This is a genomic window from Arthrobacter sp. ES3-54, assembly GCF_029504395.1.
Lineage (GTDB): Bacteria > Actinomycetota > Actinomycetes > Actinomycetales > Micrococcaceae > Arthrobacter.
Window position 1 is genome coordinate 1 of the sequence record NZ_JAQFIF010000027.1, and the last position, 21,807, is coordinate 21,807.

15 protein-coding genes are annotated in these 21,807 nt (G+C 67.4%); 5 read left to right on the top strand and 10 right to left on the bottom strand.

Annotation, left to right across the window (positions count from 1 at the left end; translation table 11 throughout):
* Positions 1-585 precede the first annotated feature (585 nt).
* The 3 genes from M2428_RS21835 (at position 586) to M2428_RS21845 (ending at position 5,180) form a co-directional block, all read left to right on the top strand.
* Positions 586-873: an HU family DNA-binding protein gene (locus tag M2428_RS21835; protein WP_011776355.1), complete on the top strand. Its 288-nt coding sequence runs from the start codon at positions 586-588 to the stop codon at positions 871-873.
* A 312-nt stretch (positions 874-1,185) separates the two neighbouring features.
* Positions 1,186-3,225: a cytochrome c oxidase assembly protein gene (locus tag M2428_RS21840; protein ID WP_277528090.1), complete on the top strand. Its 2,040-nt coding sequence runs from the start codon at positions 1,186-1,188 to the stop codon at positions 3,223-3,225.
* Positions 3,222-5,180, top strand: coding sequence for an NHL domain-containing thioredoxin family protein (locus M2428_RS21845; protein WP_277528068.1), 1,959 nt, complete (start codon positions 3,222-3,224; stop codon positions 5,178-5,180). Before M2428_RS21840 ends, M2428_RS21845 begins: the two co-directional genes overlap by 4 nt.
* Before the next feature lie 428 nt (positions 5,181-5,608).
* Here M2428_RS21845 and M2428_RS21850 read toward each other — a convergent pair whose 3' ends face one another.
* Both M2428_RS21850 and M2428_RS21855 read right to left on the bottom strand, forming a co-directional pair.
* Positions 5,609-6,601, bottom strand: a complete 993-nt coding sequence (locus M2428_RS21850; RefSeq protein ID WP_277528069.1) for a hypothetical protein — start codon at positions 6,599-6,601, stop codon at positions 5,609-5,611.
* A 134-nt stretch (positions 6,602-6,735) separates the two neighbouring features.
* Positions 6,736-8,439: a helicase HerA-like domain-containing protein gene (locus M2428_RS21855; protein WP_277528070.1), complete on the bottom strand. Its 1,704-nt coding sequence runs from the start codon at positions 8,437-8,439 to the stop codon at positions 6,736-6,738.
* A 260-nt stretch (positions 8,440-8,699) separates the two neighbouring features.
* Here M2428_RS21855 and M2428_RS21860 point away from each other — a divergent pair, with 260 nt between their 5' ends.
* Both M2428_RS21860 and M2428_RS21865 read left to right on the top strand, forming a co-directional pair.
* Positions 8,700-9,500, top strand: a complete 801-nt coding sequence (locus M2428_RS21860) for a hypothetical protein (RefSeq protein ID WP_277528071.1) — start codon at positions 8,700-8,702, stop codon at positions 9,498-9,500.
* 272 nt (positions 9,501-9,772) lie between these two features.
* A complete protein-coding gene (locus M2428_RS21865) occupies positions 9,773-10,762 on the top strand; it encodes an LLM class flavin-dependent oxidoreductase (RefSeq protein ID WP_277528072.1) in 990 nt (329 codons plus the stop codon).
* A 28-nt stretch (positions 10,763-10,790) separates the two neighbouring features.
* On the opposite strand, the gene galK is transcribed toward M2428_RS21865, so the two are convergent.
* The 8 genes from galK to M2428_RS21905 all read right to left on the bottom strand — a co-directional run bounded on the left by galK (position 10,791) and on the right by M2428_RS21905 (position 21,659).
* The gene (gene galK / locus M2428_RS21870; RefSeq protein ID WP_277528073.1) at positions 10,791-11,957 is read right to left on the bottom strand and encodes a galactokinase; all 1,167 of its coding nucleotides are present in this window, start codon (positions 11,955-11,957) and stop codon (positions 10,791-10,793) included.
* Positions 11,954-13,114 carry a galactose-1-phosphate uridylyltransferase gene (gene galT, locus M2428_RS21875; protein ID WP_277528074.1) on the bottom strand — a complete coding sequence of 387 codons (1,161 nt, stop codon included), beginning with the start codon at positions 13,112-13,114 and terminating at the stop codon, positions 11,954-11,956. The genes galK and galT overlap by 4 nt, the downstream gene beginning before the upstream one ends.
* 2 nt (positions 13,115-13,116) lie before the next feature.
* The gene (locus M2428_RS21880; RefSeq protein WP_277528091.1) at positions 13,117-15,348 is read right to left on the bottom strand and encodes an alpha-galactosidase; all 2,232 of its coding nucleotides are present in this window, start codon (positions 15,346-15,348) and stop codon (positions 13,117-13,119) included.
* Between the two features lie 115 nt (positions 15,349-15,463).
* The gene (locus M2428_RS21885) at positions 15,464-16,282 is read right to left on the bottom strand and encodes a DeoR/GlpR family DNA-binding transcription regulator (RefSeq protein WP_277528075.1); all 819 of its coding nucleotides are present in this window, start codon (positions 16,280-16,282) and stop codon (positions 15,464-15,466) included.
* Positions 16,283-16,291: 9 nt separating this feature from the next.
* Entirely contained in the window at positions 16,292-18,397 is a 2,106-nt protein-coding gene (locus M2428_RS21890; RefSeq protein WP_277528076.1) for a beta-galactosidase, read from the bottom strand.
* Between the two features lie 2 nt (positions 18,398-18,399).
* Positions 18,400-19,368: a carbohydrate ABC transporter permease gene (locus M2428_RS21895; RefSeq protein ID WP_277528077.1), complete on the bottom strand. Its 969-nt coding sequence runs from the start codon at positions 19,366-19,368 to the stop codon at positions 18,400-18,402.
* Complete coding sequence (locus M2428_RS21900) at positions 19,365-20,315, bottom strand: sugar ABC transporter permease (protein WP_277528078.1); 951 nt, start codon at positions 20,313-20,315, stop codon at positions 19,365-19,367. The genes M2428_RS21895 and M2428_RS21900 overlap by 4 nt, the downstream gene beginning before the upstream one ends.
* 27 nt (positions 20,316-20,342) lie before the next feature.
* Positions 20,343-21,659: an ABC transporter substrate-binding protein gene (locus tag M2428_RS21905; RefSeq protein WP_277528079.1), complete on the bottom strand. Its 1,317-nt coding sequence runs from the start codon at positions 21,657-21,659 to the stop codon at positions 20,343-20,345.
* Between the last annotated feature and the right edge of the window lie 148 nt (positions 21,660-21,807).

Here is a 21,807-nt window from a genome sequence, read left to right on the forward strand (position 1 = left end):
TGGGAGAGTAGGTCACCGCCGGAACACCATTCACGGTCGAGGACCCCCAACCAAGGTTGGGGGTCCTCCCGCATTTAACCCCCACAACACAAAACGGGACCGCCAACCACGTTGAGGTCCTGCCGCCAAAGCCCCAAATACCCCGCAGGTCCCTGGCCGCATCGGGGGTAATTGGCCTCTAGCCCACACCACATAACGCCCCGTCAGGACCGATAACGCCCCGTCAGGACCGCCGGCCTGGGCCCTGGGCCACGCCGAGGCCATCGTAGATTCAGACCTCAAGACATCCACCAGAAGCCCGGTCCCTGCCTCTCACGAGGCCGCTCCGGCTCGCTATCCAGGCGGCGCAAAGACCGCCGGCGAGGACCGCGGAGGATCTCGCTGGATCGGCGCCGGCGAAGGGGCGTCCGCTCTCGGCGCAATTTGGCCGCGATCGGCGTCGATTCCAGTGATTTTCCCCAAAAAACGCCGAAAACACGCGGAATTTGCCACCTCTGAGGCGCCAAGCTGGTAAGTTTTCGAACAGTGGTTTGTACGCATGCCGTGTGCAGGCTCCAAAAATCATGACCGTCCAGGAGGACATAAATGGCTAAGAACCGTAGTGAACTTGTTGCAGAGGTCGCAGGCAAGGCCGGCACCAGCCAGGCAGCAGTCAACTCCGTGCTCGACGCACTGTTCGAGGTCTTCGAGACCTCTGTCGCCGCGGGCGAAAAGATCACCATCCCGGGCTGGCTCGCAGTCGAGCGCACCGACCGTGCAGCTCGCACCGGCCGCAACCCGCAGACCGGCGAGACCATCCAGATTGCCGCTGGCCACAGCGTCAAGCTGACCGCCGGCTCCAAGCTGAAGGCTGCAGTCGCCAAGAAGAAGTAGTCTTCTTCGCAGGCTTGAAAGGAGCGGCAACCCTCGGGTTGCCGCTCCTTTTGCGTTCCCCGCCGGTTCCCTGCCCGATCCCCGCCCGTCCCCCATATTGTTCGCTTGGGCCGATCCCCACGGCCGAACCATTGTGACCGATTCGCTGAGCAGGGCGGCGTAGCGGACAATGGAGGTGTGCCTTCCGCAGCAAATCCCACGCCCACAACCGCAGCGCCCGTTCCCCCAGGGGACCCACGCGGCCCTGGCCAAGGTCCCGGTGGGATTTCCCGGCCGTGGCTGATCGCCGGCCTTGGCGCGTTGTTTGTGGGCCTGATCGCGGCACTCATCTTTTCCGGCGCGGCAGCCGCCCGCGAAGTTTCCGATCCGGGCGCACTGGTGCGCTGGGGGCTGCCGGTGAGCAAAGCGGTCCACAACATCGCCGTGGCCACCGTGATCGGCGGCCTTATCTTCGCCGTCGGGATCCTCCCGCGGAACAGGAACGGGTCCCGGTCCAAGGATCAGGACGCCCCGGAACATCCGGCCTTCACCCGGGCACTGGCCGTGGCCGCGGCGGCGGGCGCCGTCTGGACGCTCTCCGCGATCTCCGTGCTGGTCCTGGGCTACGCGGACATTGCAGGGCAGGGCATCTCCGGCGATGCGGAATTCACCCGTTCCCTCGTGTACTTCATGACGGACATCGAAACCGGACGCGCCTGGCTGGCTGTCGTGATCATTGCGGCCGTGGTCACCACCGCCCTGTTCGGGGTGCGCTCCCGCGGCGGGCTGGCACTGACGCTGGTCCTTTCGCTGATCGGACTGGTCCCCGCCGCCCTAATCGGGCACTCCTCAAGCTCCAGCGACCACGAGGGCGCCATCAACTCCCTCGGCCTTCACCTGGTGGGCGTATCGGCCTGGGTAGGCGGCATCATCATGCTGGCGGTCCTTTCCGGAGTCCTGGGCGGCACCGGCGCCGGCGGACGCACCTCGGGTGCATCCCCGCGGACCGCAGACATCACCGAGCCAACCCTCCGGCGGTTCTCATCCCTTGCGGGCTTTGCCTTCGTTCTGGTCTTCGCCTCAGGCGTGATCAACGCCAGCATCCGCCTCACCACATGGGCAGACCTCTTCGGGTCGGCCTACGGGCAACTGATCCTCGCTAAGACGGCGGCGGTCCTTGTGCTGGGCGGCATCGGGCTCATGCACCGCCGCTGGGTCATCCCGCAGCTGGGCAACCGCGGCATGGGCAGGTCGGCGCGCCAAGTGCTGTGGCAGCTGGTGATCGTGGAGCTGCTCATCATGGGAGCGACGTCCGGGATCGCTGTGGCGCTGGGGCGCTCTGCCCCGCCGCAGCCCACCACCTTCGCCCCCGACGCGTCACCGGCCTTCATCCTCTCCGGCTACGAGCTGCCGCCGGAACTGACCCCAGAACGATGGCTCACGGAGTGGCGGCTCGACTGGCTCTGGGTCGCCGTCGCACTCTTTGCCCTGGTGTCCTACGTCCTCGGTGTCCGGAAGGTGCTGCACCGCGGCGACTCGTGGTCCTGGTTCCGGACCGTCAACTGGGTGATCGGGCTCATGGTCCTCACCTACGTGACCTCGGGGCCGCCGTCGGTCTACGGCAGGGTGTTGTTTTCCGCGCACATGGTGGACCACATGGCCCTGACCATGGTGGCCCCCATCTTCCTGGTCCTCGGCGCCCCCGTGACGCTGGCGCTCCGGGCGCTCACGCCGCGGCGCGACAGCTCGCGTGGACCGCGTGAGTGGCTGATGATCTTCATCCACTCCAAGTTCTCGCAACTAGTGACCCACCCGCTGTTCGCGGCCGCCAACTTCGCCGGCTCCATCGTGCTCTTCTACTACTCCGACGCGTTCGGCTACGCGATGCGGGACCACGTGGGCCACGAGCTCATGAACCTGCACTTCGCCCTCACCGGCTACATCTTCGTACTCACCATGATCGGCACCGATCCGCTGCCGCGCCGCGCCCCGTACCCCATGCGGCTGCTGCTGCTGCTGGCCACCATGGGCTTCCACGCGTTCTTCGGCGTCGCCATCATGGGCGGCACGGGGCTGCTGGCCGCGGACTACTTCGGCAACCTGGGGCGGACGTGGGGCCCCTCGGCCCTGCTGGACCAGCAGATGGGCGGCGCCGTGGCCTGGGGCATCGGCGAAGTGCCAACCCTGCTGGTGGCGATCGGCGTCGCCGTTATGTGGTCCCGCTCCGACGCGCGCGAGTCCAAACGCACCGACCGGGCGGCGGACAGGAATAACGACGCCGATCTCACCGCTTACAACGATATGTTTGCCAAGCTGGCCGAGCGCGACGCCAGGCTTGCCGAACGCAATTCAAAGCTGGAAGGACGCTCATGACCGAAACCGTACGCACCCACCTCCGGGTCCGCGCCTCCGAACTCGTGGGCCGCAACTGGCTGAACACCGGCGGCAAGTCCCTAGACCTCGAATCCCTGCGCGGCAAGATCGTACTGCTGGACTTCTGGACGTTCTGCTGCATCAACTGCCTGCACGTCCTGGACGAACTCCGTCCGCTCGAGCAGCAGTATTCGGATGTCCTCGTGACGGTCGGCGTGCATTCGCCCAAGTTCGAGCACGAGGCCGATCCCGTGGCACTGGCGGCCGCCGTCGAACGCTACGAGATCCGCCACCCGGTCCTCGACGACCCCGAACTGGACACCTGGAAGGCCTACACGGCCCGGGCGTGGCCGACCCTGGTGGTCATCGATCCCGAGGGCTACATCGTGGCGCACCTCTCCGGTGAGGGCCACGCGGACGGCCTCGCCGTCCTCATCCCCGAACTGATTGCCGAGCATGAGGCCAGGGGCACCCTGCACCGCGGCGACGGCCCCTATGTGGCGCCGGAACCGACGTCGGGCACGCTGCGCTTCCCCGGCAAGGCCCTGTTCCTGCCCGCCGGCCGCGGAGTCGGAAGCGCCGGCGGCGGCTCGTGGCTGGTGACCGACACCGGCCATCACCGGCTCGTGGAACTCTCCACCAACTTTGAGACGGTGCTGGGCACGTACGGCTCCGGCGAAAAGGGCCACGCCGACGGCAACGCCGCCACAGCCCGGTTCAACGAACCGCAGGGCCTGGTGCTGCTGCCCGAGGACGTCGCCGCGGACGCCGGTTACGACGTCGTCATTGCCGACACGGTGAACCACCGGCTCCGCGGGCTGTCCCTCGCGGACGGAACCGTCAGGACCCTGGCCGGCAACGGCGTGCAGCGGCTGCTGGAAACCGGGCCGGCCCGCGTGGACGAGGAAGGCGCCGCCTACGGCACCCGGCTCGAGGCGGATCCGCTTGCCGTGTCCCTGAGTTCACCGTGGGATGTCGTCTGGTCCACCAAACTCAACGCCGCGGTGGTGGCGATGGCTGGAGTGCACCAGATCTTCAGTTTCGAGCCGACCTCCGGCGCCGTAAAGATCATCGCCGGCAACGGCCTGGAAGGACTCCTGGACGGCACCGCCGCCGAAGCCTGGTTCGCCCAGTCCTCCGGCCTCGCCGAGGACGCCGACGGCAACATCTGGGTGGCTGACTCCGAGACCTCCGCCCTGCGCAAACTCGTCATTGGCGACGCCGGCAGCATCACCGTCGAGTCGGCCGTGGGCAAGGGCCTGTTCGACTTCGGCTTCCGCGACGGCCCCGCCGCAGAGGCCCGGCTGCAGCACCCGCTCGGCGTGACGGTGCTCCCCGACGGCTCGGTGGCCATCGCGGACACGTACAACGGCGCGGTCCGCCGCTACGACCCCGCAACGGGCACGGTCTCCACGCTGGCCCGCGGACTGTCCGAGCCCTCCGACGTGATTGTGGACCACACCCAAGTCGCCGGAGCCGAGCCGTTGCTGGTGGTGGTCGAGGCCAACAAGCACCAGCTGGTGTACGTGCCCATCCCGAAGGAAGCCCAGCAGGTGGATGAGGGCGCTGTGCAGACCCACCGGCCCAAGAGCCCCGTGGCGCCTGGGCCGCTCGAACTGGCGGTGCGCTTCACGGCGCCCACCGGGCAGAAGCTGGACGACCGCTGGGGCGATCCCACCCAGTTGAAGATCTCGTCCACACCGCCCGAACTGCTGGTGTCCGGCGGCGGAACGTCCGTGGGACTCCTGCGCACCCTGGTGCTTTCCTCCGACGTTCCCGAAGGCGTCCTGCACATCACCGCCCGCGCGGCGGCGTGCGACGGACCCGAAGACGCCGACGGCGAGATCCCGGACCACGCGGCCTGCCACCTCTACCAGCAGGACTGGGGAATCCCCGTGCTCCTGCAGGCCGACGGCGACACCGAGCTGGTCCTGGACCTGCGCGGAATGGACTGAGCCGCTCCTGATCAAAAGGCTGCTGTCCGTGACCTCGCGTCACGGGCCGCAGCCTTTTGGCATTCCCCGGACCCGGTAGCCGCGGAATCCCGCCGCCCGTCGACTCCCGGGGCCTGGATAAGTTGCCCGGCGTGACGCGGCATTATCCACATACGGCAGCCCGCCTGTGCCGCGCCTGGTGGGCGGGGCGGGTCATGAGCCCATGGATGTTCTCACGGCTTTGACGAGTGTGAGCGCTGCGCCCTTCTACGGGCTGTGGGCGTTGGAACAGACCGGGCCCAAATCCGCGGGATTCCCGAGGAGCCGGGCTTTCGTTCGCATGGCTCAAAGTCTGCGCTGCGTGACGGGAAGGGACTCTGCGGCAGGCGGGGCGCGGCGCGCTCGGCCCCGGGTCTAGTCGTTACCGGGGTCTAGTAGTTAGCCAGGGTCTAGTAGTTGAGCTGCGGCGTGAGCTTGACCGTGTCGCCGTCGATGTCCAGGCGGGTCGTAAAGCTGAAATCGTGGACGGAGTTGATGTCGGTCGCGGCTCCGGTGAACAGGTCCACCTGGCGGGCCTTGATCCGGGCCTTGCCGTCCAGGGGCGCTACTACCCAGCGGCCGCCGAACGGCTCGATGCTGACGGTGGGGTAGTCCGTGATGCTCCAGTCGATGGTCCCGTCCATCACGCGGTTGTTGGTGGCGTGGTAGAAGGGGCAGTCGGGCTGTAGCTTCTGCTGCTTGTCGGCCTCGGCGGCGCAGGAGTCCAGGAAGTCCTTGACCTTGCCGCTCACGGCCTCCTTCAGGGCGCCTGTGGCCTCGGTCAGCAGGTTCAGCGAGGCCGGGCGCGCGTCCCCGCCCGTCACGGTTGCCCGGGTGGCCGGGGCGGAGAAGTACTGGCCGTTCAGTGCGGCCTCGTACTCGCCGGGGTAGAAGACAGCCAAGGAGTTGCGGCCGTTGGGCATGTTTACCGGTACACCGTTGACGGTGGCCTCGCTGGAGTTGACCACGGTGACGTCCAGGACGGGCAGCGCAGCCGGGACGAAGGACCATTTGTGGAAGAACAGCCACTCGGTGCCGGAGCGCTCCAGCAGGAACTCTGTCCGCAAGTGGCTGCCGTCGATCGTGTAGTCCATGGGTACCATGACTTGGTTCGCGCCGCGATCTTCAGCGTCACCTAGCTTGACGTCGGTGATGCGGGCGGCCGCGGTTTGCAGTGCGGTTCCGTCGAGCATCGCCGGGTTGCTTTGTGGCACGGAGGCGCGCAAGAGCCCCAACGCCTTTTCGCCCTCGCCCTTTTGCAGGGCGCTGAGATATTCGCGGACTGGCTGCTGGGGACCGGCAACAGAGTTGTTCACCAGGTTGATGGACACGATGGCCCCGGCCACGGCAAGCATCAGTCCGAGCAGCCACACTGCTGCGATTTTGACCAACGACTGACTCATCTGCACGATTCTTACGTTACCTGCACCCCACAGGAATCTCCGCGTCGCGGTCCGCATCTGTGACGCGGAGCATGGCTGACCGCCGTCGGGCTAGCGGGCCAAGACCATCCCGTTGGACGCCGCCGTGCTTGTCCCTAGCGTCGGCGGCGCCTCGAAGAAGTGCCGAAGACGCCGCGGAGTAGCTCCCGGCCAAGTTGGGTCCCCAGCGATCGGGCCATGCTCTTGAGGCCTCCGCCGAGGGCTCCCGCGAGGTCACCGCCGATCCCGCCGCCGTCCGCCGGCTGCGCCGGTCGGGGGGCCCGCGGCTGGGGCGCTTTACCGTGTTCGGGCGTCCCCGGCGCCGGCGCGGGACGGCTGCTGGGACGGCCAAGGATTTCTTCCTCAATCCGTCGGGCTTCGGCGTCGATGGCGTTGGGGTTCAAGCCGCCGCCCTGGCCCGCACCGCCCTGGTGTGCGGTCCCGGCGGCCGGCCCGGTGGGGGCAGCGCCCGTGCCGGTGATCTTCTCGTAGGCCGAGATGTTGTCGACGGCGGTGCCGTATTTGGGCAGGAGAGCGGAGGAGGCAACGGAACTGGAGATCAGGGCATCGGTGCTGGGCCCCATCACGGATTCCGGGGCGCGGAGCCGGGTGAGTGCCACAGGGGTCGGGGCGCCCTTCTCATTCAGCACGGTGATGACGGCCTCGCCGATGCCGGCAGTGGTGAGGGTTTCCTCGAGATCGTAGTCGCTGGTCGGGAACGTGGACACGGTGGCCCTGAGGGCCTTGGCGTCCTCCGGGGTATAGGCGCGGAGGGCGTGCTGCACCCGGTTGGCCAGCTGGCCGAGGACATCGGCGGGGACATCCTTGGGGGTCTGCGTCACGAAGAAGATGCCGACGCCCTTGGACCGGATCAGCCGGACGGTGGTGGTGATGGCGTCGAGGAAGGCCTTTGAAGCGCCGTTGAACAGCAGGTGCGCCTCGTCCAGGAAGAACACGAGCTTGGGCTTGTCGAGGTCCCCGGCCTCTGGCAGGTCCTCGAAAAGGTCGGCCAGCAGCCACATGAGGAACGTCGAGAAGAGCATGGGCTTGGTCTGCAGCGTCGGCAGCTCCAGGCAGCTGACCACGCCGCGGCCGTCCGGCGCCGTACGCAGCAGTTCGGCGGTGTCGAACTCGGGTTCGCCGAAGAACTTCTCCATGCCCTGCGCCTCGAGCGTGATCAGTTCGCGCAGGATCACGCCCGCGGTTGCCTTGGAGAGGCCGCCGAGTTCCTCGAGCTCGTCCTTGCCCTCGGCCGAGGTCAGGAACTGGATCACGGCCCGCAGGTCCTTGAGGTCGATCAGCTCCAGGTTGTTCTTGTCCGCGAAATGGAAGACGAGCTGCAGGCTGGATTCCTGGGTCTCGTTTAGGTCCATGACCCGGGAGAGCAGGATAGGGCCGAAGGACGTAATGGTGGCGCGGACCGGGATGCCGTTGCCGTCGCCGCCGAGGGCCAGGAATTCCACGGGGAAGGTCTTTCCGGACCACGCCTGACCGATGCTCTCCGTACGGGCCAGGAGCTTGTCGCTGCCCGTGGCCGCGGTGGCCAGCCCGGAGAGGTCGCCTTTGATGTCGGCAAGGAACACGGGCACGCCCGCTGTGGAGAGCTGCTCGGCCATCATGTGCAACGTGACGGTCTTGCCGGTGCCTGTCGCCCCGGCCACGAGGCCATGCCGGTTCATCATCGCGAGCGGCAGCCGGACGGGGGCGTCCATGTGGAGTTCGCCATCGACGATCGCCGCCCCGAGCTCGATCGTGGGTCCGTCCAGGGTGTAGCCCTTCTGGATCGTGGCGACTTTATCTGCGGTGGATTTGATGGCCATGCGGTTAGCTTAGCCGGGTCCGGTGCTCCCGGACCCGGCTAAGACCCGCCTATTCGGCGAGGGCGGCCCTGAAGACTTCCTTGGCCACGACCTCGCTGGCCGCGGGTTCTGTCCGGTGATGCGGTTCCGTCCCGCACCACATGCCACGGCCAGGCCGCGCCGTTTCCGGGGCTGTCCGCGCGGTCCTGTGGACGCTTCGAAGGCAAATCGGCAGCTGCCGAATTACGCCACCGATTAGCGATTCTGCCTTAGACTGTGGCATGCCCAACTCGTTCCCGCGCATCGTACTGGCCTTTGTAGTGACCCTCGGCCTTGTCCTCCTGGGTGGAAGCGCTGCGTCGGCCGCTACGGCCCTCTCCTCGGGACCCGGAATCGATGTGTCCTGGCCGCAGTGCGGTGAAACCCCGGCAAAGCAGCGCGCCTTCGCAATCGTCGGCGTCAATTACGGACTGGCCAACACCACGAACCCCTGCCTGGCAAGCCAGTTGGCCTGGGCGAAGGCGGCAAAGTCCCTTGCAGGGACGGCGCAGCCGAAGGTAGCCCTGTACGTCAACACCGCGAACCCCGGCCGGCAGGGATCCTGGTGGCCCACCTCGAACATCTACGACGGGGTAAAGGTCACCAACCCCTACGGCAACTGCGCCTTGGGGTCGTTCAAAGCCTGTTCCTACATGTACGGGTGGGCCAAGGCGTCCGACGACGCCAAGCGCCGCGGGGTCAGCAACCCGGACTCCTACCTCTGGTGGCTGGATGTGGAAACGGAAAACACCTGGCAGGCAGACAAGGCCGCCAACGTCGCCGTCCTGGAAGGCATGACCGCCTCTTTCAAGAAGATCGGCGCCCGCGTGGGCCTCTACTCCACCGCCTACCAGTGGCGGAAGATCGCCGGAGCCGTGAAGTTCACCAGCCCGCTGGCAGGATTGCCGAGCTGGCTCGCTGGAGCGCGATCGGCAGCCGGCGCCAAAGCGAGCTGCGCCCTCCCGGCGCTCACCGCGCGCGGCCGCGTCTCGATGACGCAGTACATCTCCGGTGGCCTCGACTACAACCACTCGTGCAGCTGATCCCGCTGAAGTAGTAGCAGGCAACAGAAGCCAGCAGGCAGCAGGCAGCAGCCGGCCGGGCTGGCCGGGCTGGCGTGGGCCGTTGGCACAGTGCATATAGCAGTGCAGATATATAGCAGTGCAGATATAGCGATGCAGAAATATGGGCAGAAATATCCCGGGCTCCGCCGTCGTTGACCCCAGTGTGCCCGCGCCGGAAACCCGGTGCCGCCCAGGACCGCAGTTCCAAACTCCGGCCCGTACACTGCTCCGCTACGAAAGGCCGGCTTTCCGTGACTGTTCCGCTTTCCATTCTTGATCTCGCAACCATCGGCCCGGGCCAGACGGCGGCGGAGAGCTTCGCCGGGAGCGTGGCCATGGCGCAGCTCGCCGAGGACCGGGGGTACAGGCGGATCTGGTACGCCGAGCACCACAACATGTCCTCGATCGCCTCCTCCGCCACGAGCGTGCTGATTGCCCACGTCGCGGCCCACACCTCCAGCATTCGGCTCGGCGCCGGTGGCGTGATGCTGCCCAACCACTCTACGCTGACCATCGCGGAACAGTTCGGCACGCTCGAAACCCTTCACCCCGGGAGGATCGACCTGGGGTTGGGCCGGGCGCCGGGCAGTGACCAGAACACCATGCGCGCCCTGCGCCGCGATCCGATGTCGGCAGACAGCTTCCCGCAAGATGTCCTGGAGCTCCAGGGCTACCTGACCGGCCCCACCCGGATCCAGGGCGTGGAAGCCACCCCGGGCAAGGGCACCAATGTGCCGCTGTATATCCTGGGTTCGTCCCTGTTCGGCGCCAGGCTGGCCGCCCAGCTGGGCCTGCCGTATGCCTTCGCCTCGCACTTCGCGCCCAACGCGCTGCAGGACGCCGTGGCTGTCTACCGCCGCGAATTCCGGCCCTCCGCGCAGCTCGACGCCCCGCACGTGATTGCCGGCGTCAACGTCATTGCCGCGGATTCGGCCGCGGAGGCCCAAGCGATGTTCCAGGCCACCAAGCGCGCCAGGGTCTCCTTGTTCTTCGGCAACGGCCGCGTGTTCAGCGACGACGAGGCGGACATGATCCTGGACTCGCCGCAGGGCCAGCACCTGGCGCAGATGATGAAGTACTCCGCCGTCGGCACTCCCGATGCCGTCCTGGCGTACCTCGAGGAATTCACGGCGCACGCCGACGCCGACGAACTGATCGTGGCGCACCAGAGCACCGGCACCGAGGCCCGGCTCCGTTCCGTGGAACTTCTGGCCGACGCCGCCCGGCTGGTCCGGGCCTAGGAACGCGCCGACCTAACGGCGTCCCAGGCTACAGTTCCCGCCGGGCGCCCTCGGACGCGGTGACGGGGAAGATGTGCGGGGCCGTGTACCTGGCACGGGCGAAGTCGCGGGTAATGCCCGCGGCCACCTTGCGGGCGTCGTCGTTCCGGACCAGGGCCAGGGCGGCCCCGCCGAAGCCGCCACCGGTCATCCGCGCGCCGAGGGCGCCCAATTCCTGCGCGCTGGCCACGGCGAGGTCGAGCTCGGGGGTGGAGATCTCGAAGTCGTCCCGCATCGAGAGGTGCGATTCATCAAGGAACGGCCCGATGGCACCGGGGCCGGAGGTCCGCAGGGCCGCGACGGTGTCGAGCACCCGCTGGTTCTCCGTGATGATGTGGCGGACCCGGCGGTACGTCTGTCCGTCGAGCTGTGCTGCGGCGCGGGGCAGGTCGTCCGGGCGCAGTGCCCGCAGGCTTCCGACGCCGAGACGGCGGGCGCCGTCCTCGCAGGACCGGCGGCGGCTGGCATAGCCGCCGTCGGCATGGGAATGGCTGGTGCGGGTGTCGATCACCAGGAGCCCAACCCCGGCGCCGGCGAAGCCGAGGGCAACGGTCTCGGTCAACAGGCTCTGGCAGTCGAGCAGGATGCCATGATCCGTTTCGCCCAGGAGCGAGGCCGACTGGTCCATGATGCCGGTGGGTGCGCCGACCACCCTGTTCTCGGCCAGCTGGCCGATCCGCGCCAGTTCCTGCCGGTCCAGCCCCAACTCCCAGAGATCGTTCAAGGCCAGGGCCACGGCGCATTCGACGGCGGCAGAGGAGGACAGCCCGGCACCGGCCGGGACATCCGAGGTCAGCGCCAGGTCCACGCCGGACATTCGGGACGCGGCGCTGCCGGACGCACCGCCAGCGATCGCCCAGGCCACGCCCAGCGGGTAGGCCGCCCAGCCGGCGAGGGCATCTGGGTCCAAGTCGTCCAAGCTCACCTCCACCACGCCGGGGAAGGAACTGCTTGCGACCCTGAGCAGGCGGTCTGCACGGGCGCGGGCCGCTACTGTGGTCCGCTTGTCGATCGCGATCGGAAACGCGAAGCCGCCGTTGTAATCCGTGTGCTCGCCGATCAGGTTGACCCGTCCGGGCGCCGACCACAAACCGTCCGGCGCGCCGCCGAACTGGCTGGAAAAGTACTCACTTCCCAGTTGCAGGACCTTGTTCATGGCTGGGCGGCTTCCTGTTCTGTTGCTGGCAGTTCGGGGCAATATGGTTCGAGCCCGGCCCTCTCCATGGCCTCGCGGAGTCGGGCGGCTGCCGTTTCCGGCGGGATGTCCGCGATGAATGCACCCATCGCGGCCTCCGACCCCGCCAGATATTTGAGCTTGTCCTCCTCCCGGCGTGGTGAGGTCAGCTGCAGCATGAGCCGGATGTCGTCCCGGTGGGCGTGGACGGGAGCTTGGTGCCACGCCGAAATGTACGGAGTGGGGGTGTCGTAGAGGGCATCCACGCCGCGCAGGAGCCGGCTGTACAGCCGGGAGAACTCATCGCGTTCCTCGTCCGTCGTGGCGGCGAGGTCCGGGACGTGCCGGTGCGGGAGGATGTGCACTTCCAGCGGCCAGCGCGCGGCAAACGGGACAAACGCCGTCCAGTGCTCGCCCTGGAGCAGCACCCGTTCGGATTTCTGCTCGAAGCTGAGGATGTCCTCGAACAGCGAGCCGCCGTAGCTCTCGATCGTGCGGACCAGCTGAGCCGTGCGGGGCGTGATGTACGGGTAGGCGTAGATCTGTCCGTGCGGGTGGTGCAGCGTCACGCCGATCGCTTCGCCGCGGTTTTCGAACGGGAAAACCTGTTCGACGCCGGGCAGCGCGGACAGCGCGGCCGTCCGGTCCGCCCAGGCTTCCACCACCGTGCGCATCCGGGACAGCGGCAGCCCCGCCAGGGAACCGGTGTGTTCGGGGGAGAAGCACACCACTTCGCACCGGCCCACGGACTGCCGGCTACGCCCCAGCCCCACCAGGGCGAGGTCATCCCGGCCCTCCGGTGCTGCGGCCGCTGCCAGCTCAGGTCCGAAGGAAGGGGACTTGTTTTCGAAGACGGCGACGTCGTAGAGGCTCGGAATTTCCGAGGGATTCTCTGGCGACGCCGGGGCCAGCGGGTCCAGGTGCGAGGGAGGCAGGACCACCCGGTTCTGCCGGGCGGCCGCGATCGAAATCCACTCCCCGGTCAGGACGTCCTGGCGCATGGTGGCCGTGGGCGGACGGAGCGCCGGCGCGCGCAGGTCCTCCCCGCGGTCCGGGGGCAGCAGGGTATCGGCATCATCGAAATAGATGATGTCCCGGCCGTCGGAGAGCTTATGGGAGCGTTTCGTAATCTGGCCCATGGTCAGGAGTTCCTCACGGGGTGGCTGCCGGTTGCGGCTGGAGCGGCAGCAGTGACGCGGCGGACGGCCAGGAGCAGCCCGTGCTCCGGGTTCAGGACAGGCATGGGGAGGCCGGACTCCGCCAGGAACCGTCCGGTCGCCTCGACGCCGCCCGCAAGCCACGCCGGAGGCACTGCCTGCAGGAACGCCCGCTTGTCATCCGCCGCGGGGTAGACCGCTTCCACCCGGTAGGCGGCGTCCGGCGGCAGTCCCGGCAGGCAGACCCGCCCCGGGACTTCGGCGAACGACGTCGCCAGGGACACCAGGGCGTAGAGGGCCTCGCCGCCGTCGTGGGCCACGACGCCGTGGAGCCGGAGGGTCGGATCGGGCTCGTCGGCCCGTACCATGCGCCCGCGGTGCAGCAGGGGACGGTACTGCTTGAACAGCGCGATCGCCCTGGCGAGCTCGGTGCGCTCTGAATCGGCGAGGTGCCGGACATCCCATTCGAGGCCGAAGTGGCCGAACATCGCAGTGATCGCCCGGAAGGAGAGATCGTGCGTTCGCGCGGTGGTGTGGCTCGTGGTGGGGCCGATGTGCGATCCGACCAGCTCCGGCGGCACCACCATGCCGGTCCAGCGCTGGATGGTCTGCCGTTCCAGGGCATCGTTGCAGTCCGAGGCCCAGACCCTGTCGGTGCGTTCCAGGATTCCGAGATCCACGCGGGCGCCCCCCGAGGAACAACTTTCAATCTCGACGTCCGGGTGGGCCAGGCGGAGCTCGTCGAGGAGCCGGTAAACGGCTCTTGTTTGGGCGTGCACGGAGGGGCGGCCGTCATGGCCCATTTCGGTCAGGTCGCGGTTCTGGTCCCATTTGAGATAGCTGATCCGGTGTTCGCTCAGCAGGGCATCGAGCCTATCGTAGATGTACTGCCAGGCCTCCGGATTGACGAGATCGAGGACCTGCTGGTGCCGCCACTGTTCCGGCAGCCGGCCGGCCGGGCTGCCCCCGGCGGACGGGCTGCCCCCGGCGGTCCGGGGTACCGGACCGGCGATCCAGTCCGGGTGGGCGCGGGCCAGATCGGAGTCCTCGTTGACCATTTCGGGTTCGATCCAGAGCCCGAATTCCATGCCGTGGCCGGTAACCGCGTCGATCAGTGGGGTCAGGCCGCCGGGCCAGAGGTCCCCGTCGACGTACCAGTCGCCGAGGCCGGCCTGGTCGTTGCGCCGGCCGCGGAACCAGCCGTCGTCGAGGACGTAGCGTTCCACGCCCAGCCGGGCGGCGGATTCGGCGAGATCGAGCAGTACCGGCATCCGGTGGTCGAAGTACACAGCCTCCCAGACGTTGAGAACCACGGGACGGGCTTTGCCGGACCGCACGCCCGGGTGGTGGGGGCGGCCGCGGAACCATTTGTAGAATGCATCGCTGATGCCGTCCAGGCCCGCGGCGGAGTACGCCGCGAACAGCCAAGGGGTCTCGTAGCTGGCGTTCGGGGCCACGCTGATCTCGCCGGCGCCGAGCAGTTCCGAAGCGCCAATGACGGTCCGGCCATCCGCGGTGGCGTCTACGAAGCTCTCGTGGTTGCCGCTCCAGCCCAGGTGCACGGCCCACACCTGCCCTTGGCGATTGCCAAATCCGGGGGTGCCGGCTGCCAGGAGGAGTGAGGCGTCATGGCCGGTGCGGCCGTGACGGCCCGAACGGACCCATGTGCCTTGGTGCAGCGGCAGGCGTTGGGGGTGGGACTCCCGGCACCAGCGCCCGGTCAGGTCCAGGATCTCTGTGCCGGCGCGGCCCACCGGCAGCACGGCCGCGAGTTCGTCAAGGCTGTACGGGCCGGCGCCGTCGTTGTCGAGCCGGTGCCGGATCTGGAGCAGGCCGCCGTCGTTGATCCTGATCTCCGTGCGGACGCTGACACCGGCGTCGGGGTCGGCCTGGGTGATGGCGGCAGAGCAGTCCGCCGCGCCGGAACCATCCCCGCCGGAACGCTCGACGCTGACAACGCGCAGCCGGGCCGAGAACGCCTGGCCGTTCCGGTGGCCGCGGAGGCCGGGCCGCCCGCGCCAGCCGGAGGACGCCTGCGGGATCAGCCCCAGGGTGACCGGGATGTCGAGGGCCGAGCGCGGGACGGCGTCGCTGAGCAGCGAAAGGTCCGGCAGGTCCGGGCCGAGGTCGGCGCCGAAGTGCACCATGGCGGCCTCGCCGGTGCTGAAGTCGATGAGCAGGGACGTTCCGGAGCGACGCAGGTACAACGGCTCCAGATCCGACGACAACAGGCCCGGGACGCCCTGGGAGCGGGTCTCGGCGGCAAGGGTGAGGTCCGGGTTGTTCACGGTAGCTCCAGGAGTAGTGGTTGGGGTGGGCGGGGCAGTGCGGTCAGCCTGCGGCTGCTGTGGGGCTCGCTGCGCTGGTGCGCCGGGCGTCGCCAGTGCTGGCCAGGCGGAGCCGGCCGACGCGCTCGCCGAGGATGCGCCGGGCCTCACCGCCCAGGAGGTCGTCGCTGATGAGTTCGTCAGCGTCCTCCAGGCCGGCGATGGTGCTGATGCCGAGGGTGCCCCACTTCGTGTGGTCGGCCAGCACCACCACCCGGCGGGCCGCGGTGACAAAGGCCCGGTCGGTTTCGGCTTCCAGGACGTTGGGGGTGGTGAACCCGGCGTCGGCGTCGACCCCGTGGACGCCGAGGAACAGCACGTCCAGGTGCAGCTGTTTGAGGGCGGACGTGGCCAGCGGACCGACGAGGGCATCGGAGGGGGTGCGCTCGCCACCGGTCAGGATCACCGTGGACGCGGACGAGCTTTGGTGGAAGACGTCGGCGATCCGCACCGAGTTGGTGACCACCGTGATCCGCGGGCCGCTGGACAGCAGCTGGGCCAGCGCCCACGTGGTGGTGCCGGCGCTGAGCCCCACCGCCATACCCTCGCGCACCTGTGCGGCCGCCTCCTGCGCAATCGCCATTTTCTCGTCCTTGAGCTGGGTCACCTTCAAGTCGAAACCTGGCTCGTGGGTGCCGGCTCCGCCGGGCAGCTTGGCCCCGCCATGAATCTTCTCCAGGGCGCCCGCCGCGTCGAGGGCCTCGATATCCCGCCGCACGGTCATCAGCGAGACGCCGAGCATCTTGGCGAGGTCCGCGACACGGACGATCCGCTCACGCTGGACCTCTGCGAGGATGGCGGAGTGGCGGGCTGCGGCTAGCATGTGGAGTCCTTACTGGCTTGACTGGGTTGAGTGGCTGGCGGATGTGCCGACCAGTTGGGCGGCACGGGAACGGACGACGGCGACACCTCCGGCCGCAAGGCCGAGCCCGCCGTCGAGCTCAGCGCCGGTGAGCAGGTCAACGCCTTCCAGCGGCAGCCGGACGTCGTGGGCCCCGTGGTTAATGTAGAACGTCCAGTCGGTCCCGTCCTTGCTGCGCCGGGCAACTTCCACATTGTCCGGCAGGTCCGGAACGAGCGGCTGCACCCCGGCATCGGCGCAGACGACGCCGAGCAGTTCGCCCAGGCCCTCCGGCGCGAGTGTCGTGGCGACATAGTAGGAGCGGCCGCTACCGGCGCGGTTGCGGGTCACGGCGGGAGAGCCGGCTGCCGGTCCCTCTTCCACGGCCGCGAGGACCTCGGCGGTGGTGGCCCGCCCCAGTTCGTTCCAGCAACTGCCCGCCCCGAAGCCGCTGAGCCGGACGCTTTCGCCGCCGTGCAGCGGAAAGAATTCTTCCATCCGGACGCCCAGCAGTCCGCTGAACGCGCCGGGGTAGCTGCCGAGCCTGATGTGGTCATTTTCGTCCACGATACCGGAGAAGTAGGTCACCACGAGGTGGCCGCCGGCGCGCACGTACGCGTCCAGGTTCGCGGCCCCGGCATCGCCCACAAGGTACTGCATTGGCGCGACCACGAGCCGGTAGCCGGAGAGGTCATCGGTGCTCTGGCGGAAGTCGGTGGGGATCCCGGCGCGGTAGAAGGCATCATGCCAGCGCCGGGTTTCCGCGATGTTGGAGGCATCCACGCTCGGGTGCGAGTCCAGTTCCGAGGCCCAGCGGGCGTCAGTGTCATGGAGGATCGCGACGTCCACCCGGCCGGATGCCCCCGTGACCACCGAGCCGCTGACTTCAGCGAGGCTGCGCAGCGTCTGGCCCAGCTGGACCACTTCGCGCCAAACCTTGGTGTCCGTGCCGGCATGCGGCAGCAGCCCGGAGTGGAACTTTTCGGCGCCCGCGCGCGAGGCCCTCCACTGGAAGAAGAGCGCCCCGTCGGCGCCGCGGGCAACGTGCTGCAGGGAATTGCGCAGCATCTCGCCGGGAGCTTTGGCGATGTTGCGGGGCTGCCAGTTCACGGCGGAGGTGGAATGCTCCATGAGCAGCCACGGCTTGCCCTTGGCCCAGCCGCGGGTGAGGTCCGCGGTTGCCGCCAGTTCCTGGAAGTTCCGCGGGTCCTCGGCGATTAGGTAGTGGTCGTTGGAGACCACGTCCATCTCCTCGGACCAGCGCCAGTAGTCCACAGGCTGGTGCAGGCCCATGCTGAACCCCATGAAGTTGGTGGTCACCGGATGCCCTGAGTGCGAGCGGATGATCGCGGCCTCGGCCTTGTAGCACTCGAGCAGTTCATCGGAGGAGTAGCGGGCGAAGTCCAGTTGCTGGGTCGGGTTGACCCAGGTCCCGGAGGTGCGCGGCGGCAGGATCTGCTCCCAGGCCGAGTAGCGCTGGGACCAAAAGGCGGTGCCCCACGCGGCGTTGAGGGCTTCGAGGCTGCCGTACCGGAGTTCGAGCCAGCGCCGGAAGCCGGCGGCCGCGCCGTCGGAGAAATCCGGCTGGTTGTGGCAGCCGTACTCGTTGTGGACGTGCCACATCACGACGGCGGGGTGGTCCTTGTACCGGACGGCGATCTGCTCGGTCAGTGCCGCGGCGGCTCGGCGGTATTCGGCGCTTGAGGCCGCGAAAGCCTGCCGGGAACCGTAACTGTGCCGCACGCCGTCGGCCGTTACCGGCAGTGACTCGGGGTACTTGTGGCTGAACCAGGGCGGCGGCGATGCCGTGGCGTTCGCCAGGTCCACCCTGATACCGTTCGCGTGCAGCAGGTCCAGGACCCGGTCCAGCCAGCCGAACTCGTAGGCGCCCTCGGACGGCTCAAGCAGGGACCAGCTGAAGATGCCCACGCTGACCAGGTTGACGCCGGCCTCGCGCATCAGCCGGACGTCCTCGTCCCAGGTCTCCTCGGGCCACTGCTCCGGGTTGTAGTCTCCGCCGAATGCCAGCATCGGGGAGCCCTCGGAGCCGAGGCGGGCGGTGATGTAGTCCATGGAGTGGTTGGTGCTGTTGTCCACGTTTATCCTTTGCTGGAGCCGAGGGTCAGGCCCGCCACGAAGTGGCGCTGCAGGAGCAGGTAGATGATCAGGGCCGGAATGGCGGTGATCATGGCGCCGGCGGCGATCAGGTTGTAGTTGGAGAGGAACTGGCCCTGGAGGTTGTTGATCGCGGTGGTCACCGGAAGGCGGTCGCCGCTTTGGATGAAGAGCAGGGGCCAGAAGAAGTCGTTGTAAATGAAGATCACCTCGAGCGTGCCCATGGCGGCCAGCGCCGGGCGGCACAGCGGCAGGATGATGTCCCAGTACTGGCGCCAGACGCCGGCCCCGTCGACCAGCGCGGCCTCGGTCAGTTCGGGGGACAGGGCCTTCATGTAGTTCGAGAGGACGAAGGTCACGAAGCCGATCTGGAAGGCGGTGTCCACGGCAATCACGCTGATGTACGTGTTGAGCAGGTTCCCGGAATCACTGACGGCGTAGGGCAGCTCGAAGTGCTTGAACATTTCAAAGAGCGGCGCCGCGAGCACCTGCGGGGGCAGCAGGTTCCCGGCGGTGAACATGATCAGCAGGGTGATGTTGAACTTCCAGCTCACCCGGCTGACGGCGAACGCCATCATGGAGGCGAAGAACAGGATCAGGAACACGGACGGGACCGTGATGAGCACCGAGTTCCAGAACAGCTGGGCAAAGCCGCCCTGCGTCCAGGCCTGGATGAAGTTGTCGAAGTTGAAGGCCCCGCCGGTGCTGAAGTAGCCGTACTTGTCCGTGTCCGCCTTGGGCCGCAGGGCAGTGAAAATGGCCCAGCCCAGCGGTACCAGCCAGATCGCCGCCATGACGATGAGGAACACGTGGGTGCCGTAGTGCCGCTTGCCCTGCTTGTTGTTGGCCGGCCGGGCCGGCCGGGGGCCGGTCCTGCCCGGCCCGAAACTGCGCTGCCGGGCGTCTGCCGGGGTGCCAGCCGCGGCGGCATCGGTTGGCTGGACGATGCTCATGCCTCTTTGTCCTTTCCGAACGCGCGGGACAGGTAGAACGTGATGGGGATCAGCGAGATGACGAGCAGGATGACCGCCAGCGCCGAGCCGATGCCGATCACTTGCCCCTCGCCCACCAGGTTCTGGATGACCAGGGCGCTGATGAGTTCCAGGCCGTTGGTGCCGCGGTTGATCACGTAGACGATGTCGAAGGCCCGGAGGGATTCGATGACGGTGATGACGATGATGATGACGTTGACAGGGCGCATGGCCGGGAAGATCACGCGGAAGAAGGTCTGGACCGCGTTGGCGCCGTCAATCTGGGCCGCCTCGCGCAGGGTGGGATCCACTCCCTTGAGCCCGGCCAGGTACAGGATCATGACGTATCCGGCGTGCCGCCAGGTGGCCGCGAAGAGGGCAGCCCAGATGTTGACGCTGGAATCGCCAAACCAGTCGACGGCCTGGGGCGTGCCCGCCGTGCCGAGGATGAAGTTCAACAGGCCGCTGTCACGGTTGTAGAACAGCTGCCAGATGATCCCGATCAGGGCCAGGGACAGCATCACCGGGGCGAAGAAGATGCTCTGGTAGATCCGCGTGCCGCGGATGTTTTGGTCCAGGAGCACAGCCAGCAGCAGCCCCAGCGGGGTGGCGACGAGTGCCAGGAATGCCAGCCACAGCACGTTGTGCTGCATGGCCGGCCAAAACGGCGGGTAATCCTGGGCGATGAACTGGTAGTTCTCGACGCCGGCGGGCTTGATGTCGGTCAGTTCCAGCCCGTTCCAGCGGGTGAAGGACAGCCCGACCGACATGAGCGTGGGGATCCAGACCAATACGAGCTGGATCAGCGTGGGGACGCCCACCATCATGCCGAGCACCACTTTGTCGCGGCCGGACAGCCGCCGAACCCGCCGCGCGGGGGCGGCGACTGCCTTGCGCCCCCGCGCCGACGGGTTGGTAGAGACACTCATGGAGATTCCTTGCCTTGAGACACGCCGCTACTGGGCGGCGTAGAGGGACTTGGCCTGGGCTTCCAGGTTCTTCACATCGACGTTGCCGTCCTTGATGAAGGACTGCAGGGCCGGGATCATCACGTTGTTGGCCATGGCGGGCAGGGCATCGCGGTCGAAGAACTGGCTGATGTTCTTGGCGCCGCTGATGGCCTCGGCCAGCTTCTTGTTGAGCGGAGTGAACTTGGACGTATCAGCGCCCTTGGCCGTGGCGATGTTGGACGAGTCGACCGAGGCGTACACATCCTGTCCCTCCGGGGTGCCGACGTAGGCCAGGAAGTCCCGGGCCGCCTGGTTCTGGCCGCCCTTCTTGGAGAGCAGGAGGCCGTCGATGGGTGCCTCGATGGCGTCACGGCCCTCCACCGCGACCTCGGGGAACGGGAAGAAATCGATGTCGTCGGCGATTGCCTTGTCCGTGTACTGCTGGGTGAGGAAGGAACCGAGCAGGTACATGCCGGATTTCTTGTCGGCGAGGGACTTCGCGGAGTCCTGCCAGGTCATGCCGAGGGCGTTCGGGTTCTGGTACGGCAGCAGGGCCTTCCAGGTGTCGAAGACATCGCTGACCTTCTTCTGGTCCCAGCTTTCCCTGTGGGCGGTGAGGTCCATGTGGAACTGGTAGCCGTTCAGGCGCATGTTCAGGTAGTCGAAGGTGCCCATGGCGGGCCAGCCGTCCTTGTCCGCGAATTCAATCGGGATCAGGCCGTCGGCCTTCATCTTGGCGGCGAGGGTCTTCAGCTCATCGAACGTGGTGGGGACGGTGTAGCCCTTTTGCGTCCAGAGGCTCTTCCGGTAGAAGAAGCCCCAGGGGTAGTTGTAGTTCGGGATCAGGTACATCTTGCCGTCGGCGCCCGTCGAGGCCTTCTTCAGGGCGTCGGAGTAGTTTGCGCCGACCTTCTCCCAGACATCGTCGATCGGGGCGAGCAGTCCCTTGCCGGCGTAGTACTGCATGCGGTAACCGGCGAACCAGGTGAAGGAATCGTCCGGGCTGCCCTGCAGGTAGGTGTTGATCTTGTTCTGGAAGTCATTGTGCGCCACCACGTTGGTGGCGACCGCGATGCCGGACTTCTTTTGGAAAGCGTCGGTCACAGCCTTGTAGGCGGCCTTGGGGACCTCGTCCGATGAGCCGGAACCGAAGGTGGCCGTGTTCGCGCCGCTGCTGGCAGGTGCGCTGCCGCCCGTGCAAGCCGTGAGCAGGGGAATGCCGGCCATCGCGACTGCTCCGGCGCCAAATGTCTTCAGCAGCGTCCTCCGGTCCCACCCGCCTCGGCTGGAGGCCCGGAGCAGTGCGTCTTCATGCATTGTCATAATTTCTCCTTTGAAATAACGCGGGTGGCGTGAAGCAGCTCACATAATTAGCTATCATAATCGCACAATAAAGAACGTCAAGTAGCAAAAAAGAACATTACGGCTCCTTGTCTGTTGACCTCCTTGTCCGTTGACTTAGTACCGGTCC